This window comes from Actinoplanes sp. G11-F43, assembly GCF_050589265.1.
Taxonomy (GTDB): domain Bacteria; phylum Actinomycetota; class Actinomycetes; order Mycobacteriales; family Micromonosporaceae; genus Actinoplanes.
This window is the reverse complement of record NZ_JBNZCE010000015.1, coordinates 161,172-180,543: the sequence shown is the minus strand read 5'-3', so window position 1 is coordinate 180,543 and position 19,372 is coordinate 161,172. Positions and strand designations below refer to the sequence as shown.

At 70.2% G+C, this 19,372-nt stretch carries 17 protein-coding genes, 3 tRNA genes and 1 pseudogene; 12 read left to right on the top strand and 9 right to left on the bottom strand.

Annotated features, from left to right (window positions below; all coding sequences use genetic code 11):
* Positions 1-154 precede the first annotated feature (154 nt).
* Both bcp and ACQ0O7_RS17350 read right to left on the bottom strand, forming a co-directional pair.
* Positions 155-631: a thioredoxin-dependent thiol peroxidase gene (gene bcp, locus ACQ0O7_RS17355; protein WP_430783129.1), complete on the bottom strand. Its 477-nt coding sequence runs from the start codon at positions 629-631 to the stop codon at positions 155-157.
* 20 nt (positions 632-651) lie between these two features.
* A complete protein-coding gene (locus ACQ0O7_RS17350) occupies positions 652-1,074 on the bottom strand; it encodes an S-adenosylmethionine decarboxylase family protein (protein ID WP_430783127.1) in 423 nt (140 codons plus the stop codon).
* A 201-nt stretch (positions 1,075-1,275) separates the two neighbouring features.
* Between ACQ0O7_RS17350 and ACQ0O7_RS17345 the strand changes: the two genes are divergently transcribed.
* Positions 1,276-1,644, top strand: coding sequence for an Asp23/Gls24 family envelope stress response protein (locus ACQ0O7_RS17345; protein WP_430783125.1), 369 nt, complete (start codon positions 1,276-1,278; stop codon positions 1,642-1,644).
* A 27-nt stretch (positions 1,645-1,671) separates the two neighbouring features.
* Here the strand turns inward: ACQ0O7_RS17345 and ACQ0O7_RS17340 are convergent, their stop codons facing one another.
* The 4 genes from ACQ0O7_RS17340 to ACQ0O7_RS17325 form a co-directional block, all read right to left on the bottom strand.
* Entirely contained in the window at positions 1,672-1,863 is a 192-nt protein-coding gene (locus tag ACQ0O7_RS17340) for a hypothetical protein (protein WP_430783123.1), read from the bottom strand.
* A gap of 104 nt (positions 1,864-1,967) precedes the next feature.
* A complete protein-coding gene (locus ACQ0O7_RS17335; RefSeq protein WP_430783318.1) occupies positions 1,968-2,363 on the bottom strand; it encodes an AAA family ATPase in 396 nt (131 codons plus the stop codon).
* A 458-nt stretch (positions 2,364-2,821) separates the two neighbouring features.
* Entirely contained in the window at positions 2,822-3,790 is a 969-nt protein-coding gene (locus ACQ0O7_RS17330; protein ID WP_430783121.1) for a hypothetical protein, read from the bottom strand.
* Between the two features lie 12 nt (positions 3,791-3,802).
* Complete coding sequence (locus ACQ0O7_RS17325; protein WP_430783120.1) at positions 3,803-4,348, bottom strand: sigma-70 family RNA polymerase sigma factor; 546 nt, start codon at positions 4,346-4,348, stop codon at positions 3,803-3,805.
* 56 nt (positions 4,349-4,404) lie between these two features.
* Here ACQ0O7_RS17325 and ACQ0O7_RS17320 point away from each other — a divergent pair, with 56 nt between their 5' ends.
* From ACQ0O7_RS17320 to ACQ0O7_RS17285, 8 genes and pseudogenes are all read left to right on the top strand, one after another.
* Positions 4,405-6,069 (top strand): copper resistance CopC/CopD family protein, encoded by a 1,665-nt coding sequence (locus ACQ0O7_RS17320; RefSeq protein WP_430783118.1) that lies wholly within the window; start codon positions 4,405-4,407, stop codon positions 6,067-6,069.
* Positions 6,070-6,210: 141 nt separating this feature from the next.
* Positions 6,211-10,107, top strand: a complete 3,897-nt coding sequence (locus ACQ0O7_RS17315) for a hypothetical protein (RefSeq protein WP_430783117.1) — start codon at positions 6,211-6,213, stop codon at positions 10,105-10,107.
* Positions 10,108-10,205: 98 nt separating this feature from the next.
* On the top strand, positions 10,206-10,541 hold the full coding sequence (locus ACQ0O7_RS17310) for a DNA glycosylase AlkZ-like family protein (protein WP_430783115.1): 336 nt from the start codon (positions 10,206-10,208) through the stop codon (positions 10,539-10,541).
* Positions 10,542-10,560: 19 nt separating this feature from the next.
* Positions 10,561-11,256 (top strand): annotated as a pseudogene (locus tag ACQ0O7_RS17305) (DNA glycosylase AlkZ-like family protein); the annotation flags it as partial.
* A 205-nt stretch (positions 11,257-11,461) separates the two neighbouring features.
* Positions 11,462-12,052 carry an oligoribonuclease gene (gene orn / locus ACQ0O7_RS17300; protein WP_430783114.1) on the top strand — a complete coding sequence of 197 codons (591 nt, stop codon included), beginning with the start codon at positions 11,462-11,464 and terminating at the stop codon, positions 12,050-12,052.
* Positions 12,053-12,126: 74 nt separating this feature from the next.
* Positions 12,127-12,202 (top strand) — tRNA-His (locus ACQ0O7_RS17295).
* A 155-nt stretch (positions 12,203-12,357) separates the two neighbouring features.
* Positions 12,358-12,879, top strand: a complete 522-nt coding sequence (locus tag ACQ0O7_RS17290) for a SigE family RNA polymerase sigma factor (RefSeq protein ID WP_430783113.1) — start codon at positions 12,358-12,360, stop codon at positions 12,877-12,879.
* Between the two features lie 250 nt (positions 12,880-13,129).
* Entirely contained in the window at positions 13,130-13,852 is a 723-nt protein-coding gene (locus ACQ0O7_RS17285) for a hypothetical protein (RefSeq protein WP_430783112.1), read from the top strand.
* A 54-nt stretch (positions 13,853-13,906) separates the two neighbouring features.
* On the opposite strand, the gene ACQ0O7_RS17280 is transcribed toward ACQ0O7_RS17285, so the two are convergent.
* Positions 13,907-15,142, bottom strand: coding sequence for an Ig-like domain-containing protein (locus tag ACQ0O7_RS17280; RefSeq protein ID WP_430783111.1), 1,236 nt, complete (start codon positions 15,140-15,142; stop codon positions 13,907-13,909).
* A gap of 134 nt (positions 15,143-15,276) precedes the next feature.
* Entirely contained in the window at positions 15,277-16,506 is a 1,230-nt protein-coding gene (locus tag ACQ0O7_RS17275; protein WP_430783109.1) for an Ig-like domain-containing protein, read from the bottom strand.
* A 137-nt stretch (positions 16,507-16,643) separates the two neighbouring features.
* On the opposite strand from ACQ0O7_RS17275, the gene ACQ0O7_RS17270 reads away from it, so the two are divergent.
* The 3 genes from ACQ0O7_RS17270 to ACQ0O7_RS17260 all read left to right on the top strand — a co-directional run bounded on the left by ACQ0O7_RS17270 (position 16,644) and on the right by ACQ0O7_RS17260 (position 17,652).
* Positions 16,644-16,716: transfer RNA gene (locus tag ACQ0O7_RS17270), tRNA-Lys, on the top strand.
* Between the two features lie 104 nt (positions 16,717-16,820).
* A tRNA-Lys gene (locus tag ACQ0O7_RS17265) sits at positions 16,821-16,893 on the top strand.
* Positions 16,894-17,004: 111 nt separating this feature from the next.
* Positions 17,005-17,652, top strand: coding sequence for an NADPH-dependent FMN reductase (locus ACQ0O7_RS17260; protein ID WP_430783107.1), 648 nt, complete (start codon positions 17,005-17,007; stop codon positions 17,650-17,652).
* On the opposite strand, the gene ACQ0O7_RS17255 is transcribed toward ACQ0O7_RS17260, so the two are convergent.
* Positions 17,645-19,144: a sulfatase family protein gene (locus ACQ0O7_RS17255; RefSeq protein WP_430783106.1), complete on the bottom strand. Its 1,500-nt coding sequence runs from the start codon at positions 19,142-19,144 to the stop codon at positions 17,645-17,647. The genes ACQ0O7_RS17260 and ACQ0O7_RS17255 overlap by 8 nt on opposite strands.
* Between the last annotated feature and the right edge of the window lie 228 nt (positions 19,145-19,372).

Sequence of the window (19,372 nt, the reverse complement as noted above, 5' to 3'; positions counted from 1 at the left end):
GGGAAACGCGCACGGCGGCCGCCTTGCGGGTTGGGTACCGCATGACGGCCGCCGTGAGTCCGGGCGATCTGGCCTGCTGAGGGTTCTGGTTGACCTCCTCATCGGCCGGAGCGGCCCGGACTTGTGGCTTTCCGCCGGACTTTTCCCGGGTGGGTCAGTCCAGGCCGAGGTCGCGCCGCAGCTTGGCGACGTGACCGGTGGCCTTCACGTTGTAGAGGGCGCGCTCGATCAGCCCGTTCTCGTCGATGACGAAGGTGGACCGGATGACCCCGGTGACGGTCTTGCCGTACAGCTGCTTCTCCCCGAAGGCGCCGTAGGCGCTGAGCACGCTCTTGTCCTCGTCGCTGACCAGCGGGAACGTGATGGCGTCGTGCTCGCGGAACTTGGCCAGTTTGGCCGGCTTGTCGGGGGAGATGCCGACCACCTCGTAACCGGCCGCCTGGAGTGAGGCCAGGTTGTCGCGGAAGTCGCAGGCCTGCTTGGTGCAGCCGGGCGTCATCGCGGCGGGGTAGGCGTACAGCACGACCTTGCGCCCGCGCAGATCCTTCAGGGAGAGGCTGTCCCCGGTGTCGGTGGGGAGGGTGAAGTCGGGCGCGGCGTCGCCGGCGCTGAGACGCACGTTGTCAGTCATGGGTCCGACGATAGTGCGGCTCATCCGGGAACTCGTTGACTGCTCCACAGGCGTCGCGCGGCGGTCAGATCGCGGGGCCATTCCTCGCCGCGGCGGGTGAGGGTGCGCTCGGTTATCTCGTAGTCACCGACGAGCCGGTGGAATTCGTCGAGCACGTCGGCCTCACGGAACGGTTTGCAGGAGAAGATGTCGACGAAGATCTCGCGCAGGTGCGGGTAGGTGTGGATGGCCGCGTGTGATTCGGCGAGGATCACCACCGCGGATTTGCCGGCCCGCTCCGGCGGTCCGGCCTCGGTGCCGACCAGCGGACCGGCCAGAACGGTCATGCCGATCCGGTCGACGAGTTCGCGCATGAAGCGGGTGAGCGCGGCGTCGTCGTCGAGCGACCGGGTGTCGCCGATGCCGGAGAGCCGGAGGGTGAGTTCGTCGCCGTAATGGTTCATCGGTCCTCCCCGGAGCGATTCGATGACCGTACGTTATCAATTGCTCACGCATTGTGGAATGCTGCCGTGGATTCCGTTTCCGAGCCCATTCCATCCGGGGTTTTCAGGCGCTCGGAATGCCATCCTGGAACGGAAAAGAGTGAGTTCTGCGCACCGAGTCCTAGACTGCTGGCGACAAACGTCGAGAGTGGAGAGCAGACGATGAGCGAGGGCACCATCCCGGCTTCGGCCGGCACCACCACGGTCTCCGGTGAGGTGGTCGAGAAGATCACCGTGGCGGCGGCGAAGGCCGTCCCCGGCGTGGCCGAGCTGGGCGGCGACGTGGCCCGGTTCTTCAACACCGTCCTCGACCGGGTCGGCCTGGACACGGTCGGCGACGGCAGCCGCGGCGTCTCCGCCACGGTGCAGGGTAGCGACGTCACGGTCACCGCGGTCCTGGTCCTGGAGGCCGGCCGGGTGGTGGCCGAGGTGACCGCCGAGGTCCAGGCGAAGGTGACCGAGGCCCTGACCGGTTACGGCCTGAACGTGCTGGCCGTCAACGTCAACGTCGACGACATCGCCGGCGTCTGAGCAGGGTGTTCGAACAGGGCGTCCGACCTACAGCCGACAGGCGGGAAAAACCGTCCGCATAGTGGTGATCTCGCTCTGGGCGAAGGCCGCGAAGGCCGCGATGGCCGCGATGGCCGCGATGGCCGGCTTCACCGCCTTCAGGGCGAGACGCCCGGCACTCACGTCGTGCGCGAAGTGGCGGAAGGCGTCCACCACCGGCAGAAAACGCAGGTCGGCCAAGTGCTCGTCACCCAGGGTTCCGGTGGGAGCGGCCTCCGCGAAGATCCGCAGGATCTCCCGCCAGGAGCGCCTCCAGGCCGAAGAGGTCGGTCAGGACCGCGTCGTCACCGCTTCCGTTGACCACACGCCGGTAGACGTCGTCGTCGACGAACCGGGGCGGAGAGTCGTCGTCGGGTCCGGGAAGCTGGAGGAGCCCTCCCCGCGAGGCGCTCTGACAGATGTACGGGCTGTGTGGTGACGATGAACTGGATGTTCGGGAAGTGCTCCAGCAGCCATGGCCCGATCCGCTTCTGCCAGGAGACATGCAGGTGAGCGTCGATCTGGTCGATCAGCACGACGCCGGTGGTGTGGACCCGTAGCCCTTTGTCGTCGGTCCACAGGATCCACTCGTCGTAGGTGCGGAAGATCTGCCGGACGATGTCCGTCACCAGGGCGGTGACGGTGGGATAGCCGTCGCTCATCTCGTCGATCCGGATCGGCTGACCGGCATTCCGGGTGATCCAGGGTCCACATCCGTTGCCGGGCCTCCGTGGACTCCGACCGCACCGCCGGACGCGCGTGTGGGCCCTCCTGATGCCAGTCCAGTCGTCCGGCGAAGATCGTGGGGGGAGGGCCCGTTCTCGTCACCGCCACTGACCACCGATACCCCGGCCGTGCCCTCGTCCCGGCCGTGGCTGATCCAGCCCGGCATCCCCTCGGTCAGGCTGATGATCACCTCGGGGCCGGCGAGTGCGGTTGCCGCGGCCCGCAGCAGGGTCGTTTTGCCTGATCCGTTCCGGCCGGCGATGACGATGAAGCCGGGATACCGATTCCCCGCCTTCTCGTCCGGTTTCAGGTCGAAGCGGAGGTCGATCCGCGCGAGGGCCGTGAAAGCCGCGCACACCGTCGATGCGCAGCCGGTGGATGTACACCGTGGGTCCCTCCCGGGCCGAGACTGCGATACGTCAGATCACAGTAGTCAGGCCGGGATCGGAGCCGGGGGAGGTGACGGGACGGCGGCGCGGAGGCGGAGGATGCCGGTGAGGGCCAGGCCGGCTCCGGCGCCGATCGCGGTGGCCACCGCCAGGCGGGCGAACCAGCCGGGGCCCGCGGACGGGACGACGGCGGCGAAGAAGACGTCGGCGCTGCCGAAGCCGGCGAACGCGGCGAGCACAAAACCGGCAAGCGTCAGGTAGAACGGCGGTGGCCGGTAGGCGGCCGCGCAGGCGAGCAGGCCGGCCACGATCGGCACCCCGGCCCAGCCGCCACCGTCGAGGGCGCCGGCTACCACGTACCCCAGAGTGGTCAGTCCGGCGGCGACGGCGACCGGTCCGGCGGACCGCGGCCACCGCGTGGTCAGCAGGGTGACGGCGGCGCCGAGCACTGCCGCGCCGGTCCACCAGGCCCAGGCGCGCGGCGGCGGCTGGTAGTCGAGGGTGCCCTGGATGTCGAAGGTGCGCACCTGGTCGCGCAGTGGCACCACCCATTCGCGCAGGCGGTGTGGGCGGTCGCCGGTCCAGGGCGCCTCGTTCCACTGGGTGCGCTGGTCGTGCCAGCGGACCGTGGTGTCGTCGGAGACGCGGCGCCAGGCGGGGGCCGAGGTGGGATTCGCGGCCGGCGGGACGGCGGTTCCACCGGTCCGGGTCTGATTGACGTACGTGGCCGGCGAGTTGACGTTCTCCCAGGTCCCGTCGGGGCGCACTTCGAGGTGGGGCTCGCCGGAGTAGCCGAGGATCTCGATCGTACGTCCGCTGGTGTTGCTCAGTTCGAGTCTGGCGCCGCCTTCGACGACCCGGACGCTCAGCCCGTCGAGTGGGGCGCTGAGCCCGGTGACGGCGACCCGGTAGTGGCTGACCGACGTGGTGTCGCCGGCGTGGGCGAACGCGGGCCCGGCCGGCAGCAGGATCGCGACGGCCGTGGCCAGGATCGCGAGGAGCAGTCGGGTCATCCGGCCGCCCCGTCAGCTGGCCCGGGCCTGCGCCACCGCGGTGATCAGCTCGTCGCGGGCGCGGGCCACCCGGGAGCGGATGGTGCCGACCGGGACGGACTCCACCTCGGCGGCCTCGGCGTAGGACAGCCCGAGCACCTGGGTGAGCAGGAACGCGGTGCGGCGTTCGTCGCTGAGCCGGCTGAGCAGGTCGTCGGTGGTGAGCCGGTGTGCCGGGTCGGGGGCGGGCAGGTCGGTGGCGGCCTGGGCGGCGAGCCGGGCGTCGAGCCGCCGGCGGCGGACCACTGAGCGCAGGTGGTCGGCGCAGGTGCGGCGGGCGATGCCGAGCAGCCAGGTGCGGACGCTGGACCGGCCGGCGAAGGTGTCGAGGGCCCGGAACGCCCGCAGGAACGTCTCCTGGGTGAGGTCGTCGGCGGCTCCGGGGTCGACGAGTGCGGCGGTGAACCGCCAGACCTCGGCCTGGGTGGCTCGCACGAACGCGGCCTGCGCCACCGGGTCACCGTCGCGGGCGGCCAGCGCCAGCGAGGTGGTCTCGTCGATTGCGTCACCAGCCGTCACAAGGCGTCATGGTACGCGCTCAGGAGTCTCCGGTAATCATCTGGAACCATGCAGGGATGCCAGTCATGACCGTGGACCGACGCCGGGTACTCGCTGTGCTGGCGGGACTACTCTTCGGATTGTTCGGATCGATGATGGCCGCTGCCCCGGCCAGTGCGCACGCCGCCCTGGTGGCCAGCGATCCGGCGAACAACTCGGTGGTCCCGGACGCCCCGAACCGGGTCACCCTCTCCTTCAGCGAGTCGGTCCAGCTGATCTCCGGCAAGATCCAGGTGCTCGCCCCGGACGGTTCCCGCGCCGATCAGGGTGAGCCGTCGGTCAGCGGCTCGGAGGTGACGATTCCGCTGCGTACCGGCGGCGGGCAGGGGACCTACCTGGTCAGTTACCGGGTCACCTCGGCCGACAGCCACCCGGTCGCGGGTGTGATCACCTATTCGGTCGGTGCCGCGTCCACCCCGCCGGCCATCGACGACATGGCCGGGGTCACCGTCGATCCGGTGGTCAAGACGATGATCCCGGTGGCCAAATATCTGGGGTACGCGGGACTGGTCCTGCTGGTCGGCCCGGTCCTGGTGCTGGCCCTGCTCTGGCCGCACCGGCTGGACCGGCGGGGTCCCGGCCGGCTGGTCTGGACCGGCATCGGCCTGGTCTCGGTCAGCACTCTGCTCGGGCTCTGGCTGCAGGCGCCGTACACCCTCGGCACCGGCCTCTTCGACGTCACTCCCAGTGACATCCGGGACGTGCTCGGCAGTACCTTCGGCGCGATCATGCTGGTCCGCCTCGGCGTGATCGTGGCCGCCGCCTTCCTGCTCCGCCCGCTGCTGGTCGGCACCGGCGGAGGTGACTCGAAACTGGACCTGGCACTGCTCGGCGTGCTCGGGGTGGCGGCCATCGCCACCTGGCCGTTGACCGGGCACCCGACGGCCTCGCCGGTGGCCGGGGTGTCGGTGGTGATCGACGCGCTGCACCTGGCCGCGGCGGCCGTCTGGGTGGGCGGCCTGGTGATGCTCTTCGGGTTCCTGCTGCGCCGGGCCAACGCCCGCGAACTCGGCGCCATCCTGCCGATCTGGTCACGCTGGGCGATGACCGCGGTCGGCGTGCTGATCTTCGCCGGTACGGTGCAGGCGCTGATCGAGGTGTCGACCCTGGACGGGCTGATCAACAGCACGTACGGGCGGATGATCCTGGCCAAGGTCGGCCTGGCCGCGGTCGTCATCGGCATCGCCGCCTTCTCCCGCCACCTGGTCCGCAAGCGGGCCGCCGCGGAGACGCCGGGCCCGCTGCGCCGGGTGGTGCTGGCCGAGCTGGCGGTCACCGCGGTGGTCCTGGGCATCACTTCGGTCCTGGTGCAGGAGCCGCCGCCGCGTACCGCCCAGGTCGCCGAGACCGGCCCGATCAGCACCAACGTCGAGGAGACCCTGGCCGGCAAGAACATGTCGCTCCAGGTCAGCGTCTTCCCGGCGACGGTCGGAAACAATTCCATCCACCTGTACGCGTACACACCGGACAGCCGGCCGCTGCCCGTGGTCGAGTGGAAGGCCACCGCCTCGCTGCCGGAGAAGGGCCTGGAGAACATCGAGGTCCCGCTGCTGCGGATCACCGACTTCCACGCCATCGGGGACATCCAGCTGCCGTTCGCGGGGGCGTGGACGTTCAAGTTCACCGCCCGTACCAGCGACATCGACCAGGAGACCCTGACCATGACCGCCAAGATCTCCTGACGCCGTTCTGACGAGGCCCACCCCTTGCCGGGGTGGGCCTCTCGCGTATCTATCGGGGATTTGCGTCCCTATTTGGGCAATTTAAGGTTATTTGCATCGGTATGGTCTCCGCAGTACGGCCCGGGAAAGGGGGAGAGACACATGCGGGTGTTCCGCACGATCCTCGGCATGCTGCTACTGACCACCGGACTGCCCGCGGTACTCGCCGGCGGCGGGCTGTGGACCGTCATGCAGCATCGTGACCCCGGCGGCGCGTTCAGCGGCGAACTCCAGCGGCTTACCGTCCCCGGATACGCCCTGGTCGTCCCCGACATCGACAGGCTGCTGCGGGACGACGTCCCGTTCGCCCGCTTCGCCGACACCCAGCTGCGGCTCTCCGCCGTCACCGTCGACGGGCAGGCCTTCCTCGGGCTCGCCCCCTCCGCCGACGTGGCCCGCTACCTGACCGGGGTCCCGCACAGCCGGGTCGGCGCCGTCGACATCGGCACCGGAATCCTGCCCGTCACCGCCAGCCGCCAGGACGGCGACGGCACCCCCAGCGGGGCGCCCGGCACGCAGGACTTCTGGATCGCGTACGGCACCGGGCAACTCAGCGTCACCCCCAGCGCCCTGGATGACCGTCCGTACAGCCTGGTCCTGATGAACCCGGCCGCCGCCCCCGTGGTCCGGGTGGCCGCAGTCGCCGAGTTGCGCCCCGCCTGGCTGTCCACCGGCACGTGGGGCCTGCTCACTCTCGGCGCCTTCCTGCTCATCGGCGGCATCGTCGTGCTGACCTGGCCCGGGCGGCGGCGCGAGATCGTCTACATCGTCGAGCCGGGCCAGGTCCCCGAGCTGATGCACGCCATCGGGGCGCCAGGTTTTCCGGCGGCCCACCGGTTCGGCGGCGCACATCGTCCCCGAACCCTCACCGACCACCGGAATCGCCCACCCGCCCTGCCCCGCTTCGACTGGCCCCCACGCCACCCGTCCGACGGCGTCCCGGCCGCCTTCTCTCCCGGAGCGGCCCTCTCTCCCGACGCCGCCTTCTCCTCTGGGGCAGCCTTCTCTCCCGCGGGTGCCCTGTCGCCCGCTGCCGCCCTTCCTCCCACGGTTGCCGGCGCCCTCTCCGCGACATCGTCGACGGCGTCGTCCCTTCCGGCTGACCCGTTCGTACCGTCTGCCGGAGACGCGCCCTCCCCGCGCTCCCGGAAAGGCCCGTTCATCCCATCCGGGCACTTCACCCCATCCGGCACCTTCTCTCCGGCCGCTCCGTTCTCCCCGGCCGGGCCTTTCGTGCCGGGCTCGGGGATGGGGCCCTTCGCGCCGCCATGGATCGGACGACCCGGTGCCACTCCCGGCGGGCCGGCCGATCCCTCCGCGGACGTTTCCACCGGTTCCCCCGGGACTCCGGCCGCTCACCCCGGCCCGGTTTCCCCGGCGGATCATGTCGGCTCGCCCTCCCCGGCGACCCGTCTCGGCCCGCACTCGCCGGCTGTCGACGCCGGTTCGCCCTCCTCCGGCAACCCTGGCCCGCATTCGCCGGCCGGACCGGAATCGTCCGGCGATCGTCGGACCGCAGCCCCCATCGGTCCGCGGAACGCCTCCGCAATCGGCGTCCGGGCCGAATCACTCGCCGACGTGACCGGCGTCGGATCGACATCGGTTGCCGGGGCCCCATCGGGTGCCGGGGTCAAGCCGGGTGTCGGGGCCACCTCGGATGTCGAGGCCACGTCGGGTGTCGGGGCCACGTCGGGTGTCGGGGCCACGTCGGGTGCCGGATCGGCCGCGGGTGCCGGGTCGATGGCCGACGCCGCGCCCGGGGCGCTGACCCCCGCGCCGGGACGTCCACTGAGCCTGCTCGGCGAGACACCCGGTCTCGCCGGCCGTCATTCCGGCCCGGTCCCGTCCCGCCGCAACGATCGGCGCCCGTCGAGTGGTGACCTGCCGGAGTTCCGTGCCACAGCGGTCGGCGCCTGGGTGGCGGCCACCGCCCCCGAACGCGCCCGCCAGACCGAAGCCCGGGCCGCCGCCAGCCTGGCCGAAGCAGCCCGCCGCAACGCCGGGAAGTTCACCCCCACCCAGCCGGGCAGCCGCAACGCACCCCCGGCGACGAACCCGGTAGCCGCCCCGCGCCGAGGCAACGCCGGCAAACACCAGCCCACCGCCCCGACGCAGCCGACCTCGAACCCGTCGGCCCGGCCCAGCTCAGACTCGAACCCGCCGGTCCGGCCCAGCTCAGCCTCGAACCCGCCGGTCCCGCCGACCTCGAACCCGCCGGTCCTGCCCACCTCAGAACCGCCGGTCCTGCCCACCTCAGAACCGTTGAACCCGCCCACCTCGGAATCACCGGCCCCGCCCACCCCACCTAATCCCACCGCACCGACCGCAACGAATCCCGCCTCACCACACCGGCCCGCGTCCGGCTCGGCGACACCGAACAGGCCCGCGTCCGCCCCGGATTTGCCCGGCGAGACCGCCCGCGCGGCGGCCGTTGAGGAGACCCGGGGCGACGCCGGCACTTCGAGGATCGTGGGGACATCCGCCGAGGCGGCCACCAGCTCGGCGGACGTCGAGATCACCCGGAGTGCGGCTATCGAGAATTCGGAGGGTGACAGCGCCGCTCCGCTGAGGGAGCCCGAGGTCCAGGGCGAATCGCCGACCGGGACGGTTCCGGCGACCCCCGACGTCCGAAAGACCGCGAAGGCCTCGACAGTGCAGGCCGTGGCAGTGCAGGCCGTGGTGAAGCAACCCCGGAACGCTGAACCGCCGGCTGCCCGCCTGGTTCTGAGCACCGGTCCGGCCGCGACCGACTGGACGGCCACCGCGACGACCCGCATCGGCCTGCCGCGCGCGCCTCAGGAATCCGAGACCTCCCCGTCCGTCGCACTGACGCCGCCGCCGGTGTGGCCGCCGATCGGGGAGCGCGCCGCCGATCCCGTTCCGGCCACCGCTCTCCCCGGCGAGCGGGTTCCGGAGCGGAGGCCGATCGTTCCGTTCCCGGCCGAGCCGGTTCCGCCTGCTCCGGAACGTTCCGGTGGCCGATCCGGCACGACCGGTGACAGCCGCCGGACCGATCCCTCCGACGCTGGGCGCACGTCGATCCACGCTGTCGAGACGGCGATGCCCGTTCTGGACCAGAAGACCGCGAACCGGACAGCCCAGCCCGAGCCCACCGAGCCGCGGCCCGAGCCCACCGAGCCGCGGTCCGCGCCCGAGGAGTCGGCCCGTACGTCGATGCATCTGGTCGAGACTGATGGTCCGGCCGCTCTGGGGAAGGGCTCGGCTCCGGTACCCACCCAGGGATCCGTTCCCCCGTCCACGGACGGCAACCCCCTCTCCGGCAAGGCGGCGCCGCCGGTGGCCATGCCCTCCGGAACCGGTGCCCCGGCGGCGGGCGCACCGGACAGCCATCACGCCGAGACGGCCGCCGAGATCCGGGCCGAGGCCGGCAGCGGGCAGCGGCCGGCCGCCGCCGTACCGCGTCGGGCCGGGACGGCAGGGGAGAGATCATCCGATGCCGCGGAGACGAAGACCCCACGGAAGACCGGGCGATCCGCCACCGACGGCGGTACCGGCACCGTGGAGGAGAAGCACGCGGGGGAGAAGCCGACGGAGACCGCAGGGGAGAAGCGGACCGGAGCGCGGGATGCACCCCGGCAGGGTTCCGGCGGCCAGGTGCGGAAGCAGCCGGCGGTGAAGGGTGACGCCGCCCCGCTGGGCGGGCCCGCCGAGCCCAAGGGTGTGCCGGGACGGCCCGCTCCCGGGGCCCGGCGCGCACCGGCCGCCTGGATCAAGGCCGCCGAGTCGGTGGCCGCGCGGGCGAAGGCGCCGTCCGACGATGACGGGTCCGGCCGGGCGCGCGGCTACCGGGAGGAGGCCGCCGAACTGCTGGCCCGGGGCAACGACCGCCGTCGTCGCCGAACCGTCTCCGGCCAGGCGAGATCCGAGCCCGGGAACGTCCCGTCGACAGACGCCGGACAGCCGGAGGCGCCGGCGGGACCGAAGCAGGCGGCGAGACAAAAGCGGCAAAGCGCCGATGAGCCGAAGAAACAGGATTGATCCCGAAGCAGGAAACCGAGCGGGCCGCCCACCTCCAGGCGCGGCCCGCTCGGCCATTGCGGCCGGGAATCGACCGCAATCGGTCCTAGCGTCGAGACATGACAGTCCTCTCCACCCGGGTGCTGAACCGCACCTTCCTGCATCGCCAACTGCTGGCCGAGCGGATCCCCCGCGACCCCGCCACGATCGTCGAGCGCCTGGTGGCCGTGCAGGGGCAGGAGCCGGATTCCCCGTACCTCGGAATGTGGGCTCGCTCGTCGGGTTTTCAGCCGAACGACCTGGCCGCCCTGCTGCACGATCGCACCGTGGTCCGGGCCGCCCTGCTGAGGGGCACCCAGCACCTCTGCACCGCTGACGACTACCTGTGGCTGCGGCCGACGTTCGAGGACGCGCTGGTACGCATGGCGGGCCGGGCGGGCCGGATGACCGGCTGATCCGGCCACGTTCGAGGAGGCGGCCGATCAGGTGCTGGCCGGGGGCGTGCTGACCAGGCCGGAGATCGCGCGCCGGCTGGCGGCCGTGTTCCCGGGTGTGGACGCGCGAGAGCTGGCTCTGGTCGTACATCTGCGGCTTGCTCTTCTGCATCCGCCGCCGGCCGGTCTGTGGGGGCATCGGGGCCGGGTGGGTTGTGTCCCGGCGGAGTCGTGGCTGGGCCGGCCGCTGGCCGAGGGGCCGCGCGGGGAGGAGTTGGTGCGGCGTTATCTGGCGGCGTTCGGCCCGGCGTCGGTGAAGGATTTCCAGACCTGGTCGGGGTTGACCCGGGCGTCCGGGTGGTTCGCCGGCCTACCGACCGTCAAGGACGAGAAAGGCACGATTTTGTACGACCTACCGGGCGCGACGATCGCGGACGGTGACGTGCCGGCGCCTGTGGTGTTCCTGCCGGAGTTCGACAACGCGGTGCTGGGGCACGCGGACCGGGCGCGGGTGATCCGTCCGGGTGATCGTCCGCGGGTGATGCCGGGCTGGTCGATCGTGCGCCCGACGGTGCTGGTGGACGGGTTCGTGGAGGCGACCTGGTCGATCAAGGGCGGGACGGTGACGGTGGCGCCGTTCCGGCCGTTGGCGGCGCGGGCCGAGGTGGAGGAGGCGGCGCTCCGGCTGGCGGGTTTCGTGGCGCCGGAGGTGGCGGCGGCGGTGGAGTGGGTATGAAAGGGCCCCCCGTGCTGCCGACACGGGGGGCCCTTTACCGGGGGGAACGGAGTAACCGAAGGGGGGCTTCGTCCGTTAAGTACAACTTTACCCCGCAATCGGCGAAGTAGGAAGTCAGGGCAATAAACCGGACAAACGGCACGTTCACCGGGTGCGGCCCCGTACGTGCCGAACAACCGCGCGCCGCCCGGCGTAGGCTGTCGGCGTGGCGGATCTTCTGGTGTGGATCGACTGTGAGATGACCGGTCTCGACCTGGGCAAGGACAAGCTCATCGAGGTTGCGGCCCTGGTCACCGATCCGGAGCTGAACGTGTTGGGTGAGGGCGTCGATCTGGTCATCCACGCCGATGACGAGGCGCTGGACGCGATGCCGCCGGTGGTGCGCGACATGCACGCCAAGTCCGGCCTCACCGAGGAGGTGCGCCGCTCGGCGATCACGATGGCCGAGGCGGAGGAGGCGGTCCTGGCGTACATCAAGGAGTACGTCCCGAACCCGCGCACCGCCCCGCTCTGCGGCAACTCGATCGCCACCGACCGCGGCTTCCTCGCCCGGGACATGCCGGCGCTCGACGCCCACCTGCACTACCGGATGATCGACGTCTCGTCGATCAAGGAGCTGACCCGCCGCTGGTACCCGCGGGTGTATTTCGGTCAGCCGGCCAAGGGCCTGTCGCACCGGGCGCTCGCCGACATCCGGGAGAGCATCCGCGAGCTGGAGTACTACCGCCGCACGATCTTCGTCCCGCAGCCCGGCCCGGACGTCGAGGCGGCGAAGGCCGTGGCCGCCGGGTTGTAGGTAACCCGCTCGACGGCCTCCCGGGGCGTGTGGCTATGATTGCCTAGCACCGCGGGGCTGTCTCCGCGGGCGTGGTGGTCGTAGCTCAGTTGGTAGAGCACCTGGTTGTGGTCCAGGGGGTCGCGGGTTCAAGTCCCGTCGATCACCCCACGAAAAGGCTCCGTCTGATGACGGGGCCTTTTTTCATGTCCGGCGGGCCGCCGAAAATATTTCTCGGCGGAGCGCGCAACCTTTTGGGCGTGCCCGACCACAGGGGAGTGGATCAACAGTGGTCCCTCGATCCCCTGACGGTCAGGAACGGTTCCTTGTCCGAACTCGGCACCGAATACGCCTTCCGGCGCTTCTTCGACGATCACCACACCGACCTGTCCCGGCTCGCCTACCTGGTGACCGGGGACGCGCAGGCGGCCGACGACCTGGCCGCTGACGCGTTCGTCGAGGTGTGGCGGCACTGGGAGCGGGTCCAGGCGGCGGACAGCCCGGTCGCGTACGCCCGCGGCATCGTGACCAACCTGGCCCGCCAATGGATCAAGAAGCGCACCCGGGAACGCTCCGGCCTGCTCCGCCTCGGCCTGCTCCGCCGTGACCGAGGCGAGAGCGACACCCCGGCGGTTCTCGACGTACGGGCCGCCCTCCAGCGTCTTCCCCAGCGCCGTCGCGAGTGCGTCGTCCTCCGGTACGCGTTCGACGTCCCGGAACGCGAGGTCGCCGCCATCCTCGGCATCTCGGTAGGCGCGGTGAAGAGCCACACGTCCCGCGGCGCGGCCCAGCTGAGCGAGTTCCTGCGCGGAATGCCCCTGATGACCGGCAGCGGCCGCAATGGCTGATCACTCTGGGCTGGATCGCTCTGGGCCGGATCGCTCTCGGCCCGATCATCCCCGGCCCGATCTGACCTCGGCGCTGCTTCAGGAAGCCGCCCGGCACATCCCGGACCGCGACGCCATCCTGACCCGAACCATCCGGCAACGCACGAAGCCGTCCCGCGCCGGCTGGCACCTGTCACCAGGCCCGGCCGATGGGTCTCGCGCTTGGTGGGTCCGGTTGGTCCGGCCGGTCGATGGTTCTCGCGCTTGGTGGGTGCGGTCGGCCCGCCCGGCCACCGCGGCTCTCTCGGTGGTCGCGACCCTGGTCGCGGGCTTCTCGGGGATCCGCTTCCTCAGCGAGGGCGAGGTCCCGGAGCCGTTCCCGGTCCCCGCCGTCGGCGGAGTCCCGACGTCGCCCGGCACGACTCCCGTCCCTTCCCCCTCGCTCCCCGACCGCATTCCCGGCGAAAGCAACAGAAGCGGCGAGACCGGCGAAAGCGAGAAGAGCATCGAAGGTGGCGAGGATGGTGGGGGCCGCGAGAAGGAGCTGCGCGGGGACGGCCCGCCGGAGGCGGATGAGGACGGTTCGCGGCGGGGCGAACCGCTCTGGCGGCCGGCCGACGGGTTCCTCAGTTCGGCCGCCGAGATCGACCAGCATTCGATCAGTACCTGGGGGCAGAGCAACGTCACCCTGACCACGACCGCCGCGATCACCGCCCTGGACATGGTGATCGAGGTGGGTCGGGCCGGTGGGGTGGCCGAGGCCGGGCAGTGGACCTCGATCCCGGCCGAGATGATCACCGCGACGGTGACCGAGGAGAAAGAACGTTTCGTCTACCGGTTCACCCTGAAACACGGCACCCTGGCCCCGGGCACCTACATCTTCGCCGCCCAGTACACCCACCCCGAAGGCCCCCGGAACCCCGGCACCGACCGATACGGCGCGATCGCCACCGCCGACGGCGAGGAAGCCGTGGTGACCGGGGCGTTCTCATGAAAAAAGGTGGGCCCCCGACCGGGGAGCCCACCTTTTCAAGCCGGGGGAGCGACCTCAGTTCAGGTAGCTGCCCTTCTTGTACTCTTCCCAGCTCATGTTCCAGTCCGTCCAGCCGTTGCCGTTCTTCAGCTTCTCCTCGGTGCCGGTGACCGTGATCACGTCGCCCATCAGAGTCTTGTTGAACAGCCACTCGCCGAGCTTCTCGGAGACGTTGACGCAGCCGTGCGACACGTTGGTCCGGCCCTGCTTGCCCTCGGACCACGGGGCGGCGTGGATGAACTGGCCGCTGTAGGTGATCCGCTGCGCCCAGTCGATCGGCGTCTTGTAGCCGTTGACCGGGTCCTCGTCGGTGGTGTCGAAGATGGTGTGCGCCTTCTTCTCCATCACCACCATGGTGCCGCTGGACGACGGGGTGCTGGGCTTGCCGAGGCTGACCGGGATGGTCTTGATGACCTTGCCGTTCTCCTTGACCGTCATCTTCTTGGTCTTGTTCGACACCGTCATGATCAGCTCACGGCCGACCTTCAGGTCCACGGTCAGGTTGGAGCGGCCGTACCACCCGTCGCCGATCTCCACACCCTTCAGCTTCACGGCGTAGAAGATCTCGGTGCCGGCCTTCCAGTACGTCTTCGGCCGGTAGTGCACCTCGGTGGCGCTGATCCAGCGCCAAGTGCCCTCCTGGGCCGGCTTGGCGGTGACCGTCATCCGGCGCTCGACCTCGGCCCGGTACTTCTCCGGGATGGAGCGGCCGAACTTCATGATCAGCGGCATGCCGACGCCGACGGTCTGGCCGTCGCCCATGAAGCTCGTCACCCGCACCACCTTCGACGGCTCCTTCATCGTGGTGAAGGAGCTGGTGGTGGTGTTGTTCTTGCCGTCGGCGGCGGGGGTGGTCGCGGTCACCGTGTACTTCGTGTTCCACGCCAGGGAGTCGCTCGGCACCCAGACGTTCTTGTCCTTGTCGACGGTGCCCTTGACCTCGGTGCCCTTGGCGTTGGTGACGACGACGTCGGTGTTGGCCGGGTCGTCGCTGTCGTATTTGACCTCGGACCAGATCTCGACGCTCTTCGCGTCGGCCGCGGGTGAGGTCACCGCGACCGTGCTCAGGGCGGGCGCGGGCGCCTGCGACTGGGTGGTGGACTCGGTCTCGCCACCACCCTGCCAGGAGGGCTTGTCGCCGCCGCTGCACGCCGCGGTGAGCAGCAGTGTGCTCGCGAGCACCACGGTCACGGCCAGGCGTAGTCGCCCGCGGCCGGTTCGACCGGCCGACCGATTTCCATCCATCTCCATGGTCTCCTCACGGCGTCGTTCTCCCCGGCGCCCAATATTGCTCGAAAACCGGCGTCAGACCAATCCCGGTTTCGTGCCGTGACCGGTCTTACGCCGTCGAGTACCCCGCCGGGGAGACGAATCCACGAGGAGACTCAGAGAGCGCTGCCCTTCTGGAACTCCTCCCAGCTGACGTCCCACGGCGTCCAGCCGTTGCCGTACGACAGCTTGTCGCTGGTGCCCTTCACCACGATCGGGTCGCCGATCAGGGTCTTGTTGAAGATCCAGCGGGCGTTGGCCGGGGACACGTTGATGCAGCCGTGCGACACGTTGCGCCGGCCCTGGTCGCCGACCGACCACGGGGCGGAGTGGATGTACTGGCCGCTCCAGGTGATGCGCTGGGCGTACTCGATGTTGGTGACGTAGCCGTCGGCGCCGTCGGTGTCGGTGGTGTCGAAGACGGTGGCCGCCTTCTTCTCCATGATGACCATGTGGCCGCTGGACGACGGGGTGCTCGACTTGCCGAGGCTGACCGGCATCGTCTTGATCGTCTCGCCGTCCTCCAGGACGGTCATCTTCTTGGTCTTGTTGTCGACCTTCATCTCCAGCTTGCGGCCGATCTTCGCGGTGGCCGAACGGTCCCGGTCGCCGTAGATGTTCTTGCCGGTGGGCAGGCCGCCGACCGCGATGCGCACCTTCAGCTCGGTGCCGCTCTCCCAGTAGTTCTCGGCCCGGTAGTACGCCTGGGTGCCGGACGAGGTCCAGGACCAGACGCCCTCCTGCTTCGGCGTGGTCTCGACGAACATCCGCTTCTGCACGGCGGCCCGGTCGGCCTTCTTGATGCCCGGGTTGAACTCGACGACCACCGGCATGGCCACGCCGTAGGTCCGGTCGTCGAAGAGGTAGAGCCCGGTGCCGGTCTTGCGCCCGGCCGCGCCCATCGTGGTGAACGACGTGGTGGCGCTGGTGGTCTGCCCGTCGGTGCCGGTGGCGGTGACCTTCGCCTCGTACTTCTGCTGGGTCTTCAGGGGCTTGGCCGGCACCCACGAGGAGCCGTCCTCGCGCAGCTTGCCCGCCACGTTCTTGCCCTTGGCGTCGGTGAGCGTGACGGTGGTGACCTCGCCACCGCTCACCTTCACCCCGATCTCGGCGCTGATCGGCACGTTCTTCTTGTTCGCGGCGGGGGTGACGGAGAGCGTCACCGGCCCGGCCGGCTCGGTGGTGGTGCTCTCGGTCACCGGCGCGCCGGCCGATGCGCCGGTCGAGGCGCCGACCGCGGAGGCGGGGTCGGAGAAGCTCGGTTCGGAGTCGTCGCCGCAGGCGGCGAGAGGGGCGATCAGGCCAACGGCCAGGATCGCCGCGAAGCGGCGGCGGAGGGAAGACATCGTCGGGGGCCCCGTTCTACAGTTCTCGGCGGAGTCATCCTGACGCATGTGTGCAAGTTGCGGGTCCCCCTTGTGGGGGGAAAGGGCCGATTCCAAGGATCTTCTCAGCCCGTGCTAGCGTTGGTGTCGTACGGCAAGCGCTGCTAGCTCAACTGGCAGAGCAGCGGACTCTTAATCCGCGGGTTGTAGGTTCGAGTCCTACGCGGCGCACCGTCTGAGGCCCTCTCCGATTCCGGAGGGGGCCTCATTGTTTCCCTGGTCACCCCGATTGGCGGGCACCGTCCGGCGGGTGTTAATGTTCTCCACGTCGAAAGGCGCTGCTAGCTCAACTGGCAGAGCAGCGGACTCTTAATCCGCGGGTTGTAGGTTCAAGTCCTACGCGGCGCACGACCGACTGAGGCCCTTCCCGATTCCGGGGAGGGCCTCAGTGTCATTCCGGCACGGCGACACCCGATCGGGCGTCCGGCATCGGCCCGCACGGGCCGTATCGTCGGCGGCATGACCTGCGTTCTGCTCATTCCGGGGAGCACCCGGGACGGGTCCCTGCACACCGCCGCCCTGCGGACCGCCGCCCGCTTCGCGCCGCCGGAGATCACCACCATGTTGTACGGGGGACTCCGCGCCCTGCCCGCCTTCGCCCCCGGTGAGGAGCCACCCGCCGAGATCGTGGAGCTGCGGGAGCTGGTCGCCACCGCCGACGCGATCCTGTTCAGCACTCCGGAGTACGCCGGCTCCCTGCCCGGCAGTCTGAAGAACCTGCTGGACTGGCTGGTCGACGGCGGCGATCTGGACGGCAAACCGGCCGCCTGGCTGTCGGTGGTCGGCCCCGGCCGCGACGACGGCGCCCGGGCGGCCCTGGAGTCGGTGCTGGGCCACGGCAGCGCCCGGGTGATGGCCCCGGCCTGTGTGCGGATCCCGCTGGAGATGGCCGCCGTCGACGAGTCGGGACTGGTCACCGACAGCCGTCTGCACGTGGCGCTGGGGGACATCCTGCACGTGCTGATCCAGGCGATGGCCGAGGCGCAGCCCCGGCAGCCGTCCTGGCAGGTGCATTCGAGCGTGTATCCGACGGTGCGGCGGGGCGCCCGGCCCGGCTCGGCCTACGGTGGGCCGAGCGGGCAGAGCGCCCCGAGCTGGCTCAGCTGAGCTGGCGGGAGACCCGTCCGCAGGCGTCCGCGCCGATGCAGGTGGCCATGCCCCGCAGGACGGTCCGCAGCTCGGCGAGCCGTTCCGGGGTGAGTGTCCCGGCGGTGTTCTTCAGCATGTGCGGGTCGGCCTGCCGGTCGAAGTACTCCACCGTGCCGTCCACGTACTCGATGTAGGTGAACGTGGCGGTGCGCAGTGCGTCGTACGACGGCGGGATGTTCTTGCTGTCGTGCTGGTAGTCCGGGTCGGCCGGGTCGGTGGCCGGATCGTGGTGCTCGATCAGTGCCGTGGTCCGCCAGTCGGCCGGCTGTTCCCCGGCGAGCAGCGGCACGAAGCTGCGCCCGTCGGTCTCGCTCGGGGCGGACGCGCCGGCCCAGTCCACGAAGGTGGGCCGGAAGTCGATGTTCTCCACGATCAGGTCGACGGTCTGCCCGGCCTTCACTCCGGGACCGGCCACCACCAGCGGCACGTTGACGTCGGTGTCGTAGGCGGTCTGCTTGCCGGAGGGCAGCGCGTACTCGCCCATGTGGTAGCCGTTGTCCGAGTTGAAGATCACCAGCGTCTTGTCGGCGATCCCGGCGGTGGCGAGGGTCTGCCGCAGCGAGCCGATCATCTTGTCCACCGACTGCACCGACTGCACCCGCTTGCGGAACTCCAGGTCCATCCGGGTCTTCTGCTTCGGGGTGAGCTTCATGTCGGCGGGCTGCCAGACCGAGCCCTCCGGCACCTTGTCCCAGGCCGGCGGACGGGGCGCGGTCAGGCCCTTGAACAGGTCGGCGTCGCGCGGGGCCGGGGTGAACGGCGAGTGCGGCGCGTACGTGGAGACCTCGATGATGAACGGCTGCCCGGCCGCGGCGGTGGTGGTGATGAAGTTCGAGGCCTTCGCGGACAGCACGTCGGTCATGTAGTGCTCCGGCTTGTCGCCGTACTTCACCACGGTGCCGTTCTCGTTCAGCTCGTAGTTGAAGTTGTCGTAGGCGTTGCCGCCGACCGCCCACTCGTCCCAGCCCGGCGGCACGTACGGCTTACCGGTGCCCATGGTGAGCTTGGCGTGGTACTCGTTCAGGTATTTGCCCATGAAGGCGGTCCGGTAGCCGGTCGCCTGCATGTCGGTGGCCCAGGTGGACTTCTCCTGGCCCCGGCTGTGGAAGAGCCGGAACCCGCCGTCCGACCCGTGGTTCTTGACGATCCCGGTGTTGTGCGGGAACTGGCCCTTGAAGATCGAGGCCCGGGACGGGCAGCACAGCGAGTCGGTCACCGTGTAGTTGGTGAACGTGGTGCCGTCCTGCTGCAGCTTGCGCACGTTCGGCATGTACTGCACGAGGTTCATCGACAGGTCGTCGACCAGCACGAAGACGATGTTCGGCCGGATCACCGACCCGGACTCCGGCGCGGATGGAGCCTCCGGTATCGGATAGGACGGCCCGGACGAGGCCGTCTGCGCGGCCGCGGGGTGGCCGGAGGGCTGGGCGCTGGCGGTGCAACCAGCCATGATCAACAATGACACTACTGCTGCGGTGTTCCGGAGGGTGCGGAAGAACATGGCTGCGCGGCAACTCCATCGGCGTGAGAGGTCCCCAGGAGGGTAGTAGGCCACCCTGATAGCCGTTCCTGCCAGGTTGCTTACCGCAGATGCAGATGATCTTTAAGAAACTCTGAACGACCGGCCACCGCAGACCGGCCCGGCGGATAGTGGACCCCTTCCCTGGAGGTGATCCGC